Annotated in this window: 13 protein-coding genes; 2 read left to right on the top strand and 11 right to left on the bottom strand. The window is 63.9% G+C overall.

Annotated features, from left to right (window positions below; genetic code table 11):
- Positions 1–188: 188 nt before the first annotated feature.
- The 4 genes from thpR to AC1ECK_RS34610 all read right to left on the bottom strand — a co-directional run bounded on the left by thpR (position 189) and on the right by AC1ECK_RS34610 (position 8,375).
- Positions 189–743: an RNA 2',3'-cyclic phosphodiesterase gene (thpR, locus tag AC1ECK_RS34595; protein WP_480327484.1), complete on the bottom strand. Its 555-nt coding sequence runs from the start codon at positions 741–743 to the stop codon at positions 189–191.
- 365 nt (positions 744–1,108) lie between these two features.
- A complete protein-coding gene (locus tag AC1ECK_RS34600; protein ID WP_480327486.1) occupies positions 1,109–2,575 on the bottom strand; it encodes a glutamate synthase subunit beta in 1,467 nt (488 codons plus the stop codon).
- A gap of 100 nt (positions 2,576–2,675) precedes the next feature.
- Entirely contained in the window at positions 2,676–7,379 is a 4,704-nt protein-coding gene (locus AC1ECK_RS34605) for a glutamate synthase-related protein (RefSeq protein WP_480327488.1), read from the bottom strand.
- Between the two features lie 288 nt (positions 7,380–7,667).
- A complete protein-coding gene (locus AC1ECK_RS34610; protein ID WP_090695838.1) occupies positions 7,668–8,375 on the bottom strand; it encodes a transposase in 708 nt (235 codons plus the stop codon).
- Between the two features lie 190 nt (positions 8,376–8,565).
- Here AC1ECK_RS34610 and AC1ECK_RS34615 point away from each other — a divergent pair, with 190 nt between their 5' ends.
- Together AC1ECK_RS34615 and AC1ECK_RS34620 are read left to right on the top strand one after the other, a co-directional pair.
- Positions 8,566–9,288: an OmpW/AlkL family protein gene (locus AC1ECK_RS34615; protein ID WP_480327490.1), complete on the top strand. Its 723-nt coding sequence runs from the start codon at positions 8,566–8,568 to the stop codon at positions 9,286–9,288.
- Between the two features lie 304 nt (positions 9,289–9,592).
- On the top strand, positions 9,593–9,970 hold the full coding sequence (locus AC1ECK_RS34620) for an ElaB/YgaM/YqjD family protein (RefSeq protein WP_480327492.1): 378 nt from the start codon (positions 9,593–9,595) through the stop codon (positions 9,968–9,970).
- Positions 9,971–10,137: 167 nt separating this feature from the next.
- Here the strand turns inward: AC1ECK_RS34620 and AC1ECK_RS34625 are convergent, their stop codons facing one another.
- The 7 genes from AC1ECK_RS34625 to pilM all read right to left on the bottom strand — a co-directional run bounded on the left by AC1ECK_RS34625 (position 10,138) and on the right by pilM (position 17,480).
- The gene (locus AC1ECK_RS34625; protein ID WP_480327557.1) at positions 10,138–11,334 is read right to left on the bottom strand and encodes a deoxyguanosinetriphosphate triphosphohydrolase; all 1,197 of its coding nucleotides are present in this window, start codon (positions 11,332–11,334) and stop codon (positions 10,138–10,140) included.
- Between the two features lie 183 nt (positions 11,335–11,517).
- Positions 11,518–12,594: a 3-dehydroquinate synthase gene (aroB, locus tag AC1ECK_RS34630; RefSeq protein WP_480327494.1), complete on the bottom strand. Its 1,077-nt coding sequence runs from the start codon at positions 12,592–12,594 to the stop codon at positions 11,518–11,520.
- Positions 12,595–12,601: 7 nt separating this feature from the next.
- Positions 12,602–13,153, bottom strand: coding sequence for a shikimate kinase (locus tag AC1ECK_RS34635; RefSeq protein WP_137955848.1), 552 nt, complete (start codon positions 13,151–13,153; stop codon positions 12,602–12,604).
- Positions 13,154–13,247: 94 nt separating this feature from the next.
- A complete protein-coding gene (locus AC1ECK_RS34640; RefSeq protein ID WP_480327497.1) occupies positions 13,248–14,912 on the bottom strand; it encodes a type IV pilus secretin PilQ in 1,665 nt (554 codons plus the stop codon).
- The gene (locus tag AC1ECK_RS34645; protein ID WP_480327499.1) at positions 14,909–15,820 is read right to left on the bottom strand and encodes a hypothetical protein; all 912 of its coding nucleotides are present in this window, start codon (positions 15,818–15,820) and stop codon (positions 14,909–14,911) included. The genes AC1ECK_RS34640 and AC1ECK_RS34645 overlap by 4 nt, the downstream gene beginning before the upstream one ends.
- Positions 15,817–16,503, bottom strand: a complete 687-nt coding sequence (locus AC1ECK_RS34650; RefSeq protein WP_480327501.1) for a fimbrial assembly protein — start codon at positions 16,501–16,503, stop codon at positions 15,817–15,819. The genes AC1ECK_RS34645 and AC1ECK_RS34650 overlap by 4 nt, the downstream gene beginning before the upstream one ends.
- Positions 16,500–17,480 carry a pilus assembly protein PilM gene (gene pilM, locus AC1ECK_RS34655; protein WP_480327503.1) on the bottom strand — a complete coding sequence of 327 codons (981 nt, stop codon included), beginning with the start codon at positions 17,478–17,480 and terminating at the stop codon, positions 16,500–16,502. The genes AC1ECK_RS34650 and pilM overlap by 4 nt, the downstream gene beginning before the upstream one ends.
- Positions 17,481–17,644: the final 164 nt, after the last annotated feature.

The following is a 17,644-nucleotide window of genomic DNA, read 5'->3' on the forward strand; positions in this document are numbered from 1 at the left end:
CACACCGCTAGCTCGTAGGTGTCCCCCACTAACTTCAAACCGGAGTGGTCCGCACGAAGACCTGCACTCGCGCCGCAACCGTTAGTGACACAGGGCTCATTCATCCCGCCCACGCACTTCGTGCATGGCGGTTGGGTACACCGGGTTGGCTCCGGCGGTTTTTTGTCGTCTGTGCGAGGTGCTATTCCTCACCGTAACGAAGTGGTTGCCAGGGCGCGGTAGCGTGCGCCGTGTCTTGCCAGTGTGCTCGAATATAGGATCAGTGATTCGAAACCTGCCAGCAGGTTCGGCGGCGTATGCGCCGCGTGCCCGGCTGGCCCCGCGTCGCGGGCGAAGCGCGCCAGTGTTATGTGCGGTCTGAACGCCCGCGCGTCGACTGGTAAGCCATGTTCGATCATCAGCGATCGTACCTGCCAGTCAAGTTTTACGAACTCGTCGGTCATTGCCAACGTCGCTACCGTCAGGCGCGGGTGCGCCGCGCTCGGCCAGTGTTCTATGCGCGTCACCTCCGTGGGTGCCAGCGGCACGCTATGTTCAGCCAGTGCCTCTGCGAGCGCGCCGCCCTGCTCGACCGTCAAGGCACCAATGAACGTTACCGTTAGATGCAGTTGTTCGTAAGGCACCCGGCGTGCGTTCGTCGAAACCGAAATCGCGCCAAGCGCGTCGCGCGTCTCGACATCCGGCGCCAACGCGATAAAGCAGCGTTGCCATCCGTCTATCGCCTCTGAATCCGTTGCCGGCATCGTTTGTCACCATCCCTGGTTGAAACTCCGCTCGCGCAGGAGCATTGCGTGGACTCACCATACATCCAGTCTCGTGTCCGCAAAGGTGCGCCAGGTGACGGCGGCGGCAAGGTTCTTGCCAGTTTCGCAGGCCACGTCGTTCATGGCATGGTCCAGCATCATTTGCCGGTATTTGCCGCCGCTGGCGAGTGCAGTTCCACCACCTCTACATCACATTATCTCCGCCCCGCCTCACTTGCGTCCGCCAATTGAAAAGCCGGGTCACCCTTGCGGGTGCCCGGCTTTGGGTACGGCCTTGTCGTCTCCACCTCTTCCTGCAAATCGTTGCCGGCCTCTCGTCTCCTGGACGCCGGCCAGCCAAAGATTTAGCGCGGCAGTTCCGAATGGCCCATCAGGTAGGCGTCCACCGAACGCGCGCACTGGCGCCCTTCGCGGATCGCCCACACTACCAGCGATTGCCCGCGGCGCATGTCGCCCGCCGTGAACACCTTGTCCACGGACGTGTAGTACGCCTTGTCGCCTTCCGTCGAGGAGCGCACGTTGCCGCGTGCGTCCTTGTCCACGCCGAACGCCTCGAGGATCGGTGAGACCGGCTGCGTAAAGCCCATCGCCAGCAGCACCAGGTCGGCCTTCATTTCGAATTCGGAGCCCGGCACTTCCTGCATCTTGCCGTCCTTCCATTCGACACGCACCGCAATCAGCTTCTCGACCTTGCCGTTCTTGCCCTCGAAACGCTTCGTCGCCACCGCCCAGTCGCGCTCGCAGCCTTCCTCGTGCGAGGAGGATGTGCGCAGCTTGATCGGCCAGTACGGCCACACGAGCGGCTTGTTCTCTTCTTCCGGCGGTTGCGGCAGCAATTCGAACTGCGTCACGCTCTTCGCGCCGTGCCGGTTCGAGGTGCCCACGCAGTCGGAACCCGTGTCGCCGCCGCCGATCACAACGACGTGCTTGCCCTTCGCTACCAGTTGGTCGGCCAGCTTGTCGCCCGCGTTGACCTTGTTCTGCTGCGGCAGGAATTCCATCGCGTAGTAAATGCCTTCCAGCTCGCGGCCCGGCACCGGCAAGTCGCGCGGCGTTTCCGAGCCGCCCGACAGCACCACCGCGTCGAACTGCTCTTTCAGCTCGGCCGGCGTGATGGTTTCCTTCGCGGTGCTGCCGATATGCGCCGGCAGCGGATCCTTGCCGATGAACACGTTGGCGCGGAACGTCACGCCTTCGGCTTCCATCTGACGCATGCGGCGGTCGATCAGCCACTTTTCCAGCTTGAAATCAGGGATGCCGTAACGCAGCAGGCCGCCGATGCGGTCGTTCTTTTCGAACACCGTCACATCGTGCCCCGCACGCGCGAGCTGCTGCGCGACCGCGAGGCCAGCGGGGCCTGAACCGACGACCGCGACCTTCTTGCCGGTCTTGTGCTTCGACGGCAGCGGCGCGACCCAGCCTTCCGCCCACGCCTTGTCGATGATCGCGTGCTCGATCGACTTGATGCCGACCGGGTCGTCGTTGATCCCGAGCGTGCACGCCGCTTCGCACGGCGCCGGACAGATGCGGCCGGTGAACTCCGGGAAGTTGTTGGTGGAGTGCAGCACTTCGATGGCGTTCTTCCAGTCCTGATGGAACACCAGGTCGTTGAAGTCCGGGATGATGTTGTTCACCGGGCAGCCGTTATTGCAAAACGGAATGCCGCAGTCCATGCAACGCGCGCCTTGAATCTTCGCGTCTTCGTCGGACAGCGCCGCGACGAATTCCTTGTAGTGCTTCACACGCGTGAGCGGAGCTTCGTACGCCTCGTGGCGGCGCTCGAACTCGAGAAAACCGGTTGCCTTGCCCATGTGGTTCTCTTATCTATCTGTACAGGTGGGGGGATCGGCGCCCGCCGCACACGAGGGCGGCGGGCACAGCTAATGGGTATCTACCGTCTCCGGCTGCCCGTTATGCGGCGAGCACTTCCTTGTTCGCCTTTTTGGCAGCCAGTTCGCCCAGTGCGCGCTTGTATTCCGTCGGGAACACCTTCACGAACTGACGGCGCGAGGCGTCCCAGTTTTCGAGCAGCGCCTTCGCTCGCGGCGAGCCGGTGAACTGGAAGTGACGTTCGATGAGCCCCTTGAGCAGCACTTCGTCCGTCTCGTTGGCGTGCCACAAGCCCTTGTCGACCGTGCGCTCCTGTTCGGCCTGCTGCAGCACCGGGTCGAGCGCGACCATCGACTTGTTGCACTTGCCGGCAAACGTGTTGTCCGGGTCGTACACATAAGCGATACCGCCCGACATGCCGGCCGCGAAGTTACGGCCAGTTTCGCCGAGCACCACGACCGTGCCGCCCGTCATGTACTCGCAACCGTGGTCGCCCGTGCCTTCGACAACCGCCGTCGCACCCGAGTTACGCACGCAGAAACGCTCGCCTGCGACACCGCGGAAGAACGATTCGCCTTCGATCGCGCCGTACATCACCGTGTTGCCGCAGATGATGTTCTCTTCCGACTTGCCGCGGAAATCATTAGTCGGACGAATGATGATCCGACCGCCCGACAGGCCCTTGCCGACGTAGTCGTTGCCGTCGCCGACCAGATCCAGCGTCACGCCCTTGGCGAGGAACGCGCCGAAGCTCTGGCCCGCGGTGCCCTTCAACTGGATATGAATCGCGTCGTCAGGCAAGCCGTCATGGCCGTACTTCTTCGCGATCAGGCCGGACAGCATGGCGCCGACCGTACGGTTCACGTTGCGCACCGGCTGGATGAACGAGACGTGCTCGCCCTTCTCGATGGCAGCCTTCGCCTTCTCGATCAGCGTGTGGTCGAGCGCCTTGTCGAGACCGTGGTCCTGCACGTCGACGTGCTTGCGCGCCACTTCCACCGCAACCGGCGGCTGGTAGAACACGCGCGAGAAGTCGAGACCCTTCGCCTTCCAATGCTCGATGCCCTTCTTCATATCGAGCAGTTCGGCATGGCCGATCAGGTCGTCGAACTTGCGCACGCCCAGTTGCGCCATGATTTCGCGCACTTCTTCCGCAACGAAGAAGAAGAAGTTGACGACGTGTTCCGGCTGGCCCTGGAACTTCGCACGCAGCACCGGATCTTGCGTCGCAACGCCAACCGGGCAGGTGTTCAGATGACACTTGCGCATCATGATGCAGCCTTCGACGACGAGCGGCGCCGTTGCGAAGCCGAATTCATCCGCGCCGAGCAGCGCGCCGATCACGACGTCGCGGCCGGTCTTCATCTGACCGTCGGCCTGCACGCGGATCCGACCGCGCAACTGGTTCAGTACCAAGGTTTGCTGCGTTTCGGCCAGACCCAGTTCCCACGGCGTGCCGGCGTGCTTGAGCGACGACAGCGGCGAAGCGCCCGTGCCGCCGTCATGACCGGCGATCACGACGTGATCGGCCTTCGCCTTCGCGACACCGGCTGCCACCGTGCCGACGCCCGATTCGGACACGAGCTTGACCGAGATACTGGCGGCCGAATTCGCGTTCTTCAGATCGTGGATCAGTTGCGCCAGATCTTCGATCGAATAGATGTCATGGTGCGGCGGCGGCGAAATCAGGCCGACACCCGGCACCGAATAACGCAGCTTGCCGATGTAATCGGACACCTTGTGACCCGGCAACTGGCCGCCTTCGCCCGGCTTCGCGCCCTGCGCCATCTTGATCTGGATCTGGTCGGCCGACGACAGGTACTCCGCCGTGACGCCGAAGCGGCCCGACGCCACCTGCTTGATCCTCGAGCGCAGCGAATCGCCTTCCTTCAGCGGAATGTCGACGATGACTTCGTCGCCGATCACCGACTTCATGGTGTCGCCGTTCTTGATCGGGATGCCGCGCAATTCATTGCGATAGCGGTTGGCATCTTCGCCGCCCTCACCGGTGTTCGACTTGCCGCCGATGCGATTCATCGCCACCGCCAGCGTGGCGTGGGCTTCGGTCGAGATCGAACCCAGCGACATCGCACCCGTCGCAAAGCGCTTGACGATTTCCTTCGCGGACTCGACTTCGTCGAGCGGGATCGCCCGGGTCGGGTCGAACTTGAACTCGAACAGGCCGCGGAACGTCATGTGACGCTTCGTCTGATCGTTAATCAGGTGTGCGTATTCCTTGTACGTCTGGTACGAGTTGCTGCGCGCCGAGTGTTGCAGCTTGGCGATCGCATCCGGCGTCCACATATGTTCTTCGCCGCGTACGCGGTAAGCGTACTCGCCGCCCGCGTCGAGCATCGTGGCCAGCACCGGGTTGTCGCCGAAGGCTTCGCGATGCAGGCGGATCGCTTCCTCTGCGACTTCGAACAGGCCGATGCCGCCCACCTTCGACGACGTGCCCTTGAAGTACTTCGAGACCAGGTCTTCCGCGAGGCCGACCGCTTCGAAGATCTGCGCGCCCGTATACGACATGTAGGTCGAGATGCCCATCTTCGACATGACCTTCTGCAGGCCCTTGCCGACTGCCTTGGTGAAGTTGTAGACCGCCTTCTCCGCCGACAGGTCGCCCTTCAGACCTTGCGCCATCTGCGCGAGCGTTTCCATTGCGAGGTACGGGTGCACGGCTTCTGCGCCGTAGCCCGCGAGCAGCGCGAAGTGGTGCGTCTCACGCGCCGAGCCGGTTTCGACGACCAGACCCGCGCTCGTGCGCAGGCCGTGCTGCACCAGATGCGTGTGGATGGCGGCCGTCGCCAGCAGCGCCGGGATCGCGACGTTGTCGCGGTCGGTGCGGCGGTCGGAGACGATCAGCATGTTGTAGCCGGACTTCACCGCATCGACGGCTTCTGCGCACAGCGACGCCAGACGTGCCTCGATGCCTTCCTTGCCCCAGGCGACCGGATAGCAGATGTTCAGTTCATAGGAGCTGAACTTGCCGCCCGTGTATTGATCAATGGCGCGGATCTTGGCGATGTCGCGGAAATCGAGCACCGGCTGCGACACTTCGAGACGCATCGGCGGGTTGATGTTGTTCGTGTCCAGCAGGTTCGGCTTCGGACCGACGAACGACACCAGCGACATCACCATGTTTTCGCGGATCGGGTCGATCGGCGGGTTCGTCACCTGGGCGAACAACTGCTTGAAGTAGTGATAGAGCGTCTTGTTCTTGTTGGACATGACCGCCAGCGGCGAGTCGTTGCCCATCGAACCGACCGCTTCTTCGCCGGCTTGCGCCATCGGCGCCATCAGGAACTTGAGATCTTCCTGCGTATAGCCGAAGGCCTGCTGACGGTCCAGCAAGGCGGCGGCTTCGCGGCGCTCCGTCACGACGTCTTCGGCGCTCGGCTCGATCTCGTCGAGCTTGATCCGCACCGCGTCGATCCAGCTCTTATACGGCTTGGCGTTAGCGAGGTTGTCCTTGAGTTCCTTGTCGTCGATGATGCGGCCGTGTTCCATGTCGATCAGGAACATCTTGCCCGGCTGCAGACGCCACTTCTTGACGATCTTCGACTCGGGAATAGGCAGCACGCCGGCCTCCGACGCCATGATGACCAGGTCGTCGTCTGTAATGATGTAGCGCGCCGGGCGCAGGCCGTTGCGGTCGAGCGTCGCGCCGATCTGACGGCCGTCGGTGAAGGCGATCGCGGCGGGGCCGTCCCACGGCTCCATCATGGCGGCGTGGTATTCGTAGAACGCGCGGCGGTTGTCGTCCATCAGCGTGTGCTGTTCCCATGCTTCCGGGATCATCATCATCACCGCGTGGACGAGCGGGTAGCCGGCCATCACCAGCAGTTCGAGACAGTTGTCGAACGAGGCGGTGTCCGATTGGCCCGGGTAGATCAGCGGCCACAGCTTGGGCAGGTCGTCGCCGAGCACATGGCTCGCGATCGCGCCGGTGCGGGCGTTCAGCCAGTTGACGTTGCCCTTCACCGTGTTGATTTCGCCGTTGTGGGCGATCATCCGGTACGGGTGAGCCAATTCCCACGCCGGGAACGTGTTGGTCGAGAAACGCTGGTGCACCAGCGCCAGCGCCGAAATGGTGCGCTCGTCCTGCAGGTCGCGGTAGTACACGCCGACCTGGCCGGCCAGCAGCAGCCCCTTGTAGACCACCGTGCGCGCCGACATGGACGGCACGAAGTATTCCTTGCCGTGCTTGAGCTTGAGCGCCTGGATGCGGTGGCTCGCCGTCTTGCGGATCACGTACAGCTTCCGCTCGAGCGCGTCGGTCACCATGATGTCCTTGCCGCGGCCGATGAATATCTGGCGGATCAGCGGCTCGCTCGCCTTGACGGTGGGCGAAATCGGCATGGAGTGGTCGACCGGCACGTCGCGCCAGCCGAGCACCACCTGACCCTCGGCCTTCACCGTCCGCTCGAGTTCCTGTTCGCAGGCGAGACGCGACGCGTGCTCCTTCGGTAGGAAAATCATGCCGACGCCGTATTCGCCGTTCGGCGGCAACGTCACGCCCTGCTTGGCCATTTCCTCGCGATAGAAGCCATCCGGAATCTGGATCAGGATGCCCGCGCCGTCGCCCATCAACGGATCGGCGCCAACGGCGCCCCGGTGGTCGAGGTTCTCGAGAATCTTCAGTCCCTGCTCAATGATCTCGTGACTTTTCTTGCCCTTGATATGAGCAACGAAGCCGACGCCGCAGGCGTCATGCTCGTTTTGCGGGTCATAGAGACCTTGCTCGGCGGGAACCGAGGAGACCGGTTGCTGGTGATCGTTCATGGGGACACCGTCTGAAAGGGGGCCGGGGAAGGCCGTTAAACCGTTTTGTTATTGCCCGCAGTCACACTGCAACCGCGCAGCCGGCCTCGACGCAATCCGCGTCGAAACAGCCGGAATTCGGAATATACGCGACGAATCAATGGAATAGCAAATAAAACGTGATGATAAGTCCCCTATTATCAGGTTGGTGCATCGCACCTTAATTTTATTGGTGACACATCAAAAAGGTGCAAATAAAACGGCATCCGGAGATGCCGTTCCTTGCGCAGGCCGTTGAAGCGAAACGACTTATTGGGTCTGCGGCGTTTCCCGGACCTTGCGGGGCCGCCCGCGCGGCAACGGCGAGACCCGGCGGTTGGCCGCCCGCGCCGCCCACTCGCGGTAAGTGTCGCTGCCGAGCACCCAGCCTTTGAGCGTGGCCTGCTGCAGTTGGCTGGCTTCGCGCTCGTCGAGCGGCTGCTCGCACAGTTCGCGATACGCGCGCTGCCGCTCGAACGGCGTATTGCCAAGCGACCAGTACAGCGGGTGATCGGTGATCAGGCTGTCGAGCGTGAGTCCAATGTGGTGCCGGTAGCTCGACCAGCGGTAGTCTTCCGGCGCGCTAACCAGTTGGCCGCGCACCGGACACATCTCGACCACCCGGCTCGCCAGCAGGAAATAGCGCTCACCCTCGATCACCGTTGCCCGGTAGCGCCCCTCCCATAAAGTGCCGCGCCGCGCGTAGCGCCGGTTGAAGTGCGCCACGTAGCGACGGCCGACCGCTTGCATTGCCTTGGGCAAGCTGGACTCCTCCGTCGGCGTGACGAGCAGTTGCACCGCGCCTGGCATCAACGCATACGCGTGAATCGACAGGTGGTGGTCGCGGGAAGCCGCCTTCAGGCAATCGATGAAGAGTTCGTAATCCTGGTCGTCGACAAATGCGGGCTGCTGATCGAGCCCGCGCAGGATGACGTGTTGCGGCTGGTCGGGGACATAAAGACGTGCGAGCCGTGCCATGCTGGAGTATCCAATAGTCGCGTTGGTATATACCCGAAGGTCCAAAAAAGCCGAACGCCCGTACGATTCGGTGCGAAGCGGCTGAGCCGAAAACCGCGCGGAGCTTAGGGAGAAAGCTCTAACCGCCGCGTATGGTTTGTTTCAAACGTTGTAGTCATAATGAGCGGGCCTTTTATGGAGGAGCACATATATGAAATTAAAACAGGCCATGACGGGGATCGCGGCGCTCGCCTGCATGACGGCAGCCCACGCTCAATCGGCTGGAACCTTTTACGTCACGAGCGGCTGGTTGCATCTTGCACCTCAGTCCAGTAGCGATCCGTTGAAGGAGACAAGCGTTGGCGGTTCACCCGTCAATGTCACTCTGCCAAATACAGGGGCTAGCCTCGATAGCGCAGACACCTTGGGCCTCGCCGCCGGTTACTTCGTCACCGATCACATTGCAACCGAATTCGTGGTTGGCATCCCGCCGAAGTTCAGTCTGGACGGCACGGGTGCTTTCTCGCAATACGGCAAGCTCGGTGACGCCAAGCAGTGGAGCCCCACGCTGCTGTTCAAGTACTACTTCATGAGTGCGCAATCGCGGTTCCGTCCTTACCTGGGCTTGGGTGTCACGTACGTCTCGTTCACCAACGCAGAAATCACCAACAGCGTGTTCGAACAACAGGTACTGCATGGTCCGACCACCGTATCCACGGATAGTTCTTGGGAGCCGGTGTTTAATGGGGGCTTCACCTTCGCAATCGACCAGCACTGGTTCGCCGGTTTCTCGCTCTCGTACATACCGCTCAGCACCACCGCGAAACTGAACACTGCCGCCACGACCCCGGTCGGCGTGCTCAACGTCCAGTCGCAGACGAAGATCAGGCTGAACCCGATCGTCAGCTACGTGAGCATCGGTTATCGCTTCTGACACTTAGGACTAAGGGTAGACGAGTTTTGGGGGCTTGAACAATGCCGTCATGCGATCATGACGGCATTTTCTTTTGTCTGCCCCACATAGCGCCTGTGCGCACGGCGGCACGGCACGCCTCATTGTAAATTTGACTGGCGACGGCGCACCCGTCAGGCAAATTGTGCTTCGGCAAAAGGCGTGGTCCGCCGTGCGGAACGCCGCCGGGGGGTTAGGCATCGAAGTTGCGTGGTAGCGGGTTTCCAGCCCGATTCAAGCGGATCTCTTTGACTCAATCCTTTGACTCATCAACGACGGAGCGACCATGACTGCACTACCGAACACGCGAGACGCCCTCGGCGAATCCTGGACGACGACGAGCCGCCGTGCACGCCGTATTGCGCGCCGCAGCCGCCATGCGGCCGAAGACATCGCAACCGAACTGCGCTCACTGATGACGGAACTCGAAGACACCTTGGCCGACGGCACCCAGGCCGACGCGGTGGCCCTGCGCGCACAGTTGCAGAAGCGTCTCGACATCGCCCGCGAGCGCCTGAACGAAACCCGCGACGCCGTACGCCAACGCGCCGAAATCGCGCTCGCGGACGCCGACAACTTCGTGCGTGAAAACCCGTGGCAAACCCTTGCTATCGTCGGCGGCGTTGCGCTGATTGCCGGCGCGTTGCTGGCCCGGGCCCGCTGAACCACACGCTAAGGTTGAAATCCTTGCCCGGGTAATGGGAAGGGCCGGGTAATCGAGGCGGGGCGGGGCGCGCCGGCGTAACGGTACTTCGCCGGCGCATGTTAGTTGCGCATTGCGCGCACGAACTCGCTCTGCGCGGCTCACCCGCTGCCGGCCCCGTTCCAGGCCTAGTTGTCGGCGATCACGAACAGGCGCTGGTATTCCTTGAGCGCGTAACGGTCGGTCATGCCCGCAATGTAGTGGGCAATCAGGCGCGGCTGGATCGCCGCATCCGGCGACTGGTACGAAGGCGGCAGCAGCCGCGGATCATCGGTGAACGCGTCGAACAGGCCGAACACCACGCGGCGCGCCTTGTTCGCCATGCGCATCACGCGATAGTGCCGGTACAGATTCTTGAGCAGGAACCGCTTGAGCACCGCCGCCTGCGCGGCCACCGTCTCGCTATGGGCAACGAGCGGCGGCGCCGCGCGCACGGCATCAAGCGAAGCCGGCGCGTGCTGGATCAGATTGCCGGTCGTGGTTTCGATCAGGTCGACGATCAGCGTATTGATGATGCGCCGCACCGTTTCGTGAATCAGCCTGCGCCCTTCGATGTGCGGATAGTCGCGGCGCGCAGCTTCGAAATGCACCTGCCAGAGTTCGACTTCGGCCAGTTGCGCGACCGTGATCAGTCCCGAGCGCAGTCCGTCGTCGACGTCGTGATTGTTGTACGCAATCTCATCGGCGAGATTGGCGATCTGAGCCTCGATGGACGGCTGCCGCCCTTCCAGAAAGCGTTCGCCGAGGGGGCCAAGGCGTCGCGCGTTTTCCCGTGAGCAATGCTTCAGGATGCCTTCGCGCGTTTCGAAACACAGATTGAGGCCGTTGAACGCCCCATAGTGCTCTTCGAGATCGTCGACTACGGCAAGGCTCTGCAGGTTGTGCTCGAAGCCGCCATGCTCGCGCATGCGTTCGTTGAGCGCGTCCTGTCCGGCATGGCCGAACGGCGTATGGCCGAGATCGTGGGCGAGCGAAATGGCTTCGACCAGATCCTCGTTGACACGCAGGTTGCGAGCCACCGAACGCGCGATCTGCGCAACTTCGAGACTGTGCGTGAGACGGGTGCGAAACAGATCGCCCTCGTGGTTCACGAACACCTGGGTTTTGTATTCGAGGCGCCGGAACGCGGTGGAATGGACAATCCGGTCGCGATCACGCTGGAACTCGGTGCGCGCGCTGGGCGGCGCTTCGGCGTGGCGGCGACCGCGGGATTGCGACGCATGGGCCGCATACGGCGCGAGATGCGCTTCGAGGGCGGCAACGGTGGGGGTGACAGGAAAGGCCGGCGCGCTGCTCGCGGACGTCGCGCCGGTTGCTTCATTCAAAGTCTCGCCATGCGTCTTGCTCACCAGCTTCTCCGAATCAAAGACCACACCCGCAACGCGTGGCGGCGGCCCCCCTTCCCTCCACGAAAACGCCTGGCGGCCCGAAGTTTTCCGCTCCGGAGGAAGCCCTCCCGTGGGATGCCCCCTCGGGGCCGCCGCGCGAAGCGACAGCTTCGGCGCAGCTCAGATGGCGGCCGCTAACGTGGCTTGTACGGCGGGCTCGGGTGCCGGGCCGATTAGCGTCTCACCGAAACGCTTCAGCAGGATGAATTTGATCTCGCCGGCTTCGGCTTTCTTGTCGACCCGCATCAGGTCGACATAGCGAGCCTCGCCGAGCGCCGGCGCGCGGGTAGGGAGATGCGCTGCCGTGATTACCTCGACCAGTCGCTTGCGCGAAGCTTCGTCGAGGTGGCCGAGGCGCACCGACAGATCGGCCGCCATCACCATGCCGCAACCGACGGCCTCGCCATGCAGCCACTCGCCGTAACCGAGTCCTGCCTCGATCGCATGACCGAAGGTGTGACCAAAATTGAGGATCGCGCGCAGACCACTTTCACGTTCGTCCGCCGCCACCACCGACGCCTTGATCTCGCACGAGCGCTTGACCGCCTCCGCAAGCGCCTGGGGCTCGCAGCGGTTCAGGGCGCCGACATTCGCCTCGATCCAGTCGAAGAACGCCGCATCGGCAATAGCGCCGGTTTTGATGATTTCGGCGACACCTGCTGCGAGTTCACGCGCCGGCAGCGTCCGCAGCGCGCCGATGTCGGCGATGACGACCTGCGGCTGGTAGAAGGCGCCGATCATGTTCTTGCCGAGCGGATGGTTGATTCCGGTTTTGCCGCCCACCGACGAATCGACCTGCGACAGCAAGGTGGTCGGCACCTGGATGAACGGCACGCCGCGCATATAGCAAGCAGCGGCAAAACCCGTCATGTCGCCGATCACCCCTCCGCCCAGCGCGATCAGTGTGGTCTTGCGATCGGCCCGCGCGCCGAGCAGCGCGTCGAAGATCAGATTGAGCGTTTCCCAGTTCTTATGGGCCTCACCATCCGGCAGCACCACCGTGGAGACCTGCTTGCCGAGCGGCGCGAGCGCCTTGCGCAGTGCATCGCCATAGAGCGGTTCGACTGTGGTGTTGGTGACGATGGTGACGGACGAACCGGCAATATGCGGTGCGAATAGCGCAGTCTGGCCGATCAGGTCGGAGCCGATATGGATGGGGTAGGCGCGGTCGCCCAGTTCGACATTGACGGTAATCATGCTGGCATTATGACGCAGGATGTTTGGCGACGCCGGCCATCTCGAGCTGCATGAGGACCATGTTGACGAGGCCGTTGACCGACGGTCGGCCGGTTTCGATGACGAAATGGGCGCACTCGCGGTAGAGCGGGTCGCGCACTTCGTAGAGCTCCTCCAGACGCCCTTTGGGATCTTCGGTTTGCAGCAGCGGACGATTCTTGTCGCGCCGCGTGCGCAGCCACAGATCGTGCGGATTGGCGCGCAAATAGACGACAAGGCCGTTATTGCGCAGCGCGAGGCGATTCTCCGGCCGCAATACCGCCCCGCCGCCGGTGGCCAGCACGATGTCCTGCTGGCCGGTCAGGTCGCTGATGACTTGCGATTCCCGGTCGCGAAAGCCTCCTTCGCCCTCGAGTTCGAAGATGACGGGGATGCGCGCGCCCGTGCGCGCCTCGATTTCGTGGTCGGAATCGAAGAACGGACGATCCAGCCGGCGCGCCACCGCGCGGCCCACGGTGGTCTTGCCTGCCCCCATGAGCCCTACAAAAAATACATTGGCGTGTGCGTCCCGCGCTTGCAACGGTGTCCTCTGGCTAATCCGGTATGTTCGTGCCGCAGCTTACTGGCAAAGCGACTGCCTTGTCGAGCCTGCGGGCCGCGGCTGAGGCAGGCGCTCAATTTGTCTGCACAACACGTGGTGTGATGAAAACGACCAGCTCGCTGCGCTGGTCACGGTGTGCCCGATGACGGAAAAATGCGCCCAAAAGGGGTATTTTGCCCAGGAGTGGCACCCGCGTCACATCATCCCGGTCATCCCTGGCATAGATGCCGCCAATCGACACCGTGCCGCCGTCCTCCACCTCGACGCGTGTGCGCACGTGCTTGGTGTTGATGGCCGGGCCCGCGTCGGTCTGCTCGCCCACGCTGTCCTTGGCGATGTCGAGGTCCAGCACCACCCGGCCGTCCGGCGTGATTTGCGGCTCGACCTCCAGTTTCAGGCTGGCGCGGCGAAACTGCACACCGGAGACACCTTGGCCGACCTTGGCCTGATACGGCAATTCGGTACCCTGCTCGACGATCGCTTTCATGCGGTCGGCAGTCACGACCCGCGGGCTGGAGACCGTTTCGCCATGCCCTTCGGCTTCCAGAGCGCTCAACTCGATGTTGAGAAGCCGCGTGGCCTGGGCCGCGAACAGCGTGAGGCCGGCCGTTGCGGCATCAAAGCCGAGCAGAGGCCGCGCCGACAGATCGTAGACGCTGCCGTCCTTGCCGCCGGCGAGTCCGGTCGACGCGCCGCCGTCCTCACCCGTCGTGGCGAGGGAAAGACGCACGCCCAGATTGCGCGAAAAGCCCTGCTCGCCTTCGACAATCCGCGCTTCGATCAGCACCTGGCGCGATGGCCGGTCGATCGATGCCAGCAATTCGGCAATCTGCGCGAGACGCGCTTTCAGATCTGTGACGAACAGCAGGTTGGTGCGCGGATCCGCCATTGCCGCGCCGCGCTTCGACAGCACCCGCTGGCTTCCCGAGCCGGTCAGCAAGCGCCGCACGTCTTCCGCATGCGCGTAGTGCAACTCGAACGTGCGGCTTGCGAGTGGCTCCAGATCCGCTACCCGCGCGTGCGCCTCGAAGCGCTGTCGTCCACGCGCTGCCAGATCGGCGAGCGGCGCGACCCAGATCAGATTGCCGTGACGCTCCATCGCGAGGCCGTTGACGTCGAGCAGGGTATCGAAGGCGGTACGCCACGGCACCTTGTCGAGCCGCAGCGACACCGTGCCGCGTACGCGGTCGCTCGCGACAATGTTCAGGCCTGTGAACTGGGCGAACGCGTTCAGGACCGCGCCTAGTTCCGCGCGCTGGAAGTTCAGCGAGATCGGCTTATCGGGAGCGAGGCCGTCGTCGCTCGAGCGGTTGGACTCGTCGCCAAGGTGCTGCGCCGGGGGGAGCGGCACCGGCGGGCCTTCGAGGGTATGGGCCGGTGCTGGCTCCCGGTTCGCCGTAGCGCCCGAAGCCGGGGGCGACACGCCGTCGGGAGGAGTGCCGTCGACTTGAGCGCCGTCCGGTGGCGCGCCGTCGATGCCGGCGCTCGCGGCGCGGTCCTGGCCGATTGCGCTTTCCGGACGCACGGACGCCTGCGTGTCGTCTGCGGAGTCCGAGCCGAGAAACGGGTTCGGCGCGTCGACCGGGAAGTTGCTCGGTAACGGCACTGCGTCGTACCGCTCGACCGCGTTGTCGGGCGGCATGAAGGCGGGAAGCGGCGGCAGCGCCGCCTGCGCCGCGCCTACAAACAGACAGGCAGCGCCAGTTGCCAGCCGAATGCGCTCAGCACACGTCCTCATAAGGCCTCCGTCAGAGCAAGGGTGCGGAAACCGACACGATTCGTCAGCGTGATACTGAGCGCATCGATATCCGTGACCCGCTCGTCCCCCATACGCTGACCTCGCTCGACGATTGCGGCGCCATCGGCGGTTTCCAGCAGGGCGAGGCCGTGCGCACGGTCGCGCAACAGACCGGCTAGCCGCAGCAGGCCGGCCTGCACCGCGTCCCCGTCCGCCTGCGGTTGCGGTTGCGCTGAAAACGGGTCGTAGAACACCACCTCCTCGTCGTCCAGGTCTTCATCGGCGACAAGCTCAGGGTGGGCCGGCGCAGGATTCAGCGCCCGGAACAGATGCAGGTTCGCGCTGATTTGCAAGTCGCCGGCACCGCGCTTGACTGTCACGTCTTCGGGCACGACCAGCAGCGGCAAGTCCGACAGGCCGCGCAGAAACACCATCAGGTGCAGGAAGTCTGCCTGGGCGGTCAGACGCATCGAGCGCATCGTATCCAGCCCCGCACCGTTTTCTGCGCCCGGCGCCAGAGTGAGCAAAGTCACGCCGCTGCGGGCTGCCAGCAGTGAGATCAGACGCACGTCGTCAGCCGGCGTCCACGACTCTGCCGGCACCGGTCCAATTGGGATAGCCGCGACGGCACGACGCAGTTCAGGCAACTCGCCGAGCGAGCGCTGCGCCTTGATGAGCTGGCGCCGAGCCGCGGAGAGAGCCGCGTGGCCTGCCTGCACGCCGGCCAGATCTGCAGAGATCCACGCGTTCGCGCCGACACAGAACACAACCATGACTATCAGCCCCGCGACCAGAAGCCGGCGCCGTCCGCTCCACGCCGCAAGCGGCACACGCAGGCAATTCAGCCAGTTCGAGAGCGGCGCCGTCGCACCCGCGCCTACGCCATGCTGGGCAAACAAGGTGCTCATCGCGCGCCTCCTGGCCGAGCCGGCCCGTGTGACTGCCGGCTCGCGGAAACGCCCCGCGGCGTCGCGTCTTTAGCGGCACCATCCCACCGCAAGCGTGCGGCAAGCTCGATCGGACTTCCGCCGCTCGCTGCGGCGCCACGTCCGGTATTCGCCAAGGGACGCAGATCGGCGACCTCGGCGCTCTTGACGCCACGCGCCGTGCTCAATTGCTTGAGCCACAGCGTGGACGCCAAAGGATCCTTCGAGGTCGCAAGCAGCTCCGTCTCGTGCCCGTGCTGCCGCACCTGCTGCAGGATCACGTCATCCGCCGGCACACGGCTCAAGGTGTCGAGCAGATCGAGCAGACGCATCGACGGTCCGGATAGCGCAACCGCACGCGTGTAACGGTGGCTGCGCTCATCAGCCTCGTGACGCAGTCTCGCGTGCTCCGCAAGCGGCGTAACAAGGCGCGCCAGTTCCTGCTCGCTCGACACACGCTGCCTATCCAGCCGGGTACGTTCGAAGGTCTGCCAGCCGGCCACCGCCAGCACCGCCGCGCAACCCAGTAATGCCGCGGCCAGCCATTCGAGCAGGCAGCGCCGCCGCGCGCGCCGGGCGTCGCGTTGCCGGTACGGCAGAAGATTGAAGCCGCCGATCCAGACCGCTTGACCGGCCGCCCCCATGCGCAAGTTCATCCACGTCATTCCATCACCCCGCGCAATGCGAGACCGAACGCCACCACGCAGTTCGGCTCGCGCAACAATTCGGCGGACAACGGTCGCGCGCAGTCGCCCATTGCAACGCATTCGAACGACAGCACCGTGCAGCCCAGCACATCGCCGAGATCCGCGACAGAAAAACCGACCCCATCAAGCAAGTCCAGTTCGCCTCCGAGCAACGCGCAGCCGAGTGCGCCGCCGCCTGCAAGGTCGCGCAGCGCGTCAGCCAGATCTTCGTGCTCGGGAGCGGGATAGTGCATCTCGCCGGCGACGGCTTCGTCGGCGATGCGCCAGCCATATACGCCGTCCGCACCGATCCAGATCGCGGCATAGGTTTCGTGCGGCTCCACTTCGAGGGCGGCCGTATGCACCAGCGCGCGCAGCGCGGCGTGCGGCTCGCCGTCGATGGCCGTCAATGTCACGCCGGCCGCCGCCGCACACTCGATGCGAGCCTCCAGATGCTGGCGTGTGGCTGACGCGATCGTCACGGAACCCGCGCGACGCGGCGAGCGGTCTATGAACCAGTCGACCGCCAGCGCATGGCGCTCGATCCCCGCGATCCGCTCAGCTTCGCCCAACACGGCCGACTCCAGTGCCGCGAGCGAGGCGCCGCTCGCGGCCGTTACGGCATCCACGCCGCCCAACTGCGCCAACGGCACACTCGACATCAGCGTCGCCGAAGCGGGCAGTGCCATGGTGCAGCGCAGAGAATTGGATGCACAGGGTCGCGGCAGTTCCGCGAACACGTCGCGCAATGCGCGGATCACCGCCGCGCGATCCACGATCTCGACGCCCGCCACGGCCCCTGCGGCAAGCGGCACGGCTGCGAGATACTCGACCCGCACGGGACCACCCACGGGCACACGCTGACTCAACACCACCAGTCTCACCGCCTGCGGACTCAAGTCGATTCCCGCAGCAAAACGTCGCACCTTCACCAGTAACGAACTTCTGAACGCCATTCCGCCTCCCTTCAGATACATGCCAAATACGCGATACACGCGGCGAACCATTCGCTTGCGAGTACCGGGCAGTCCCGTTCCTGACGCTGCGCGTCACGCCCCCGAGGAGGCCGGAAAACGTGGGAATACCCTGCTGTTTCCTGAGAGGAGAATTGTGCGCAGCC

This window comes from Paraburkholderia sp. SSBN10T (assembly GCF_056619545.1).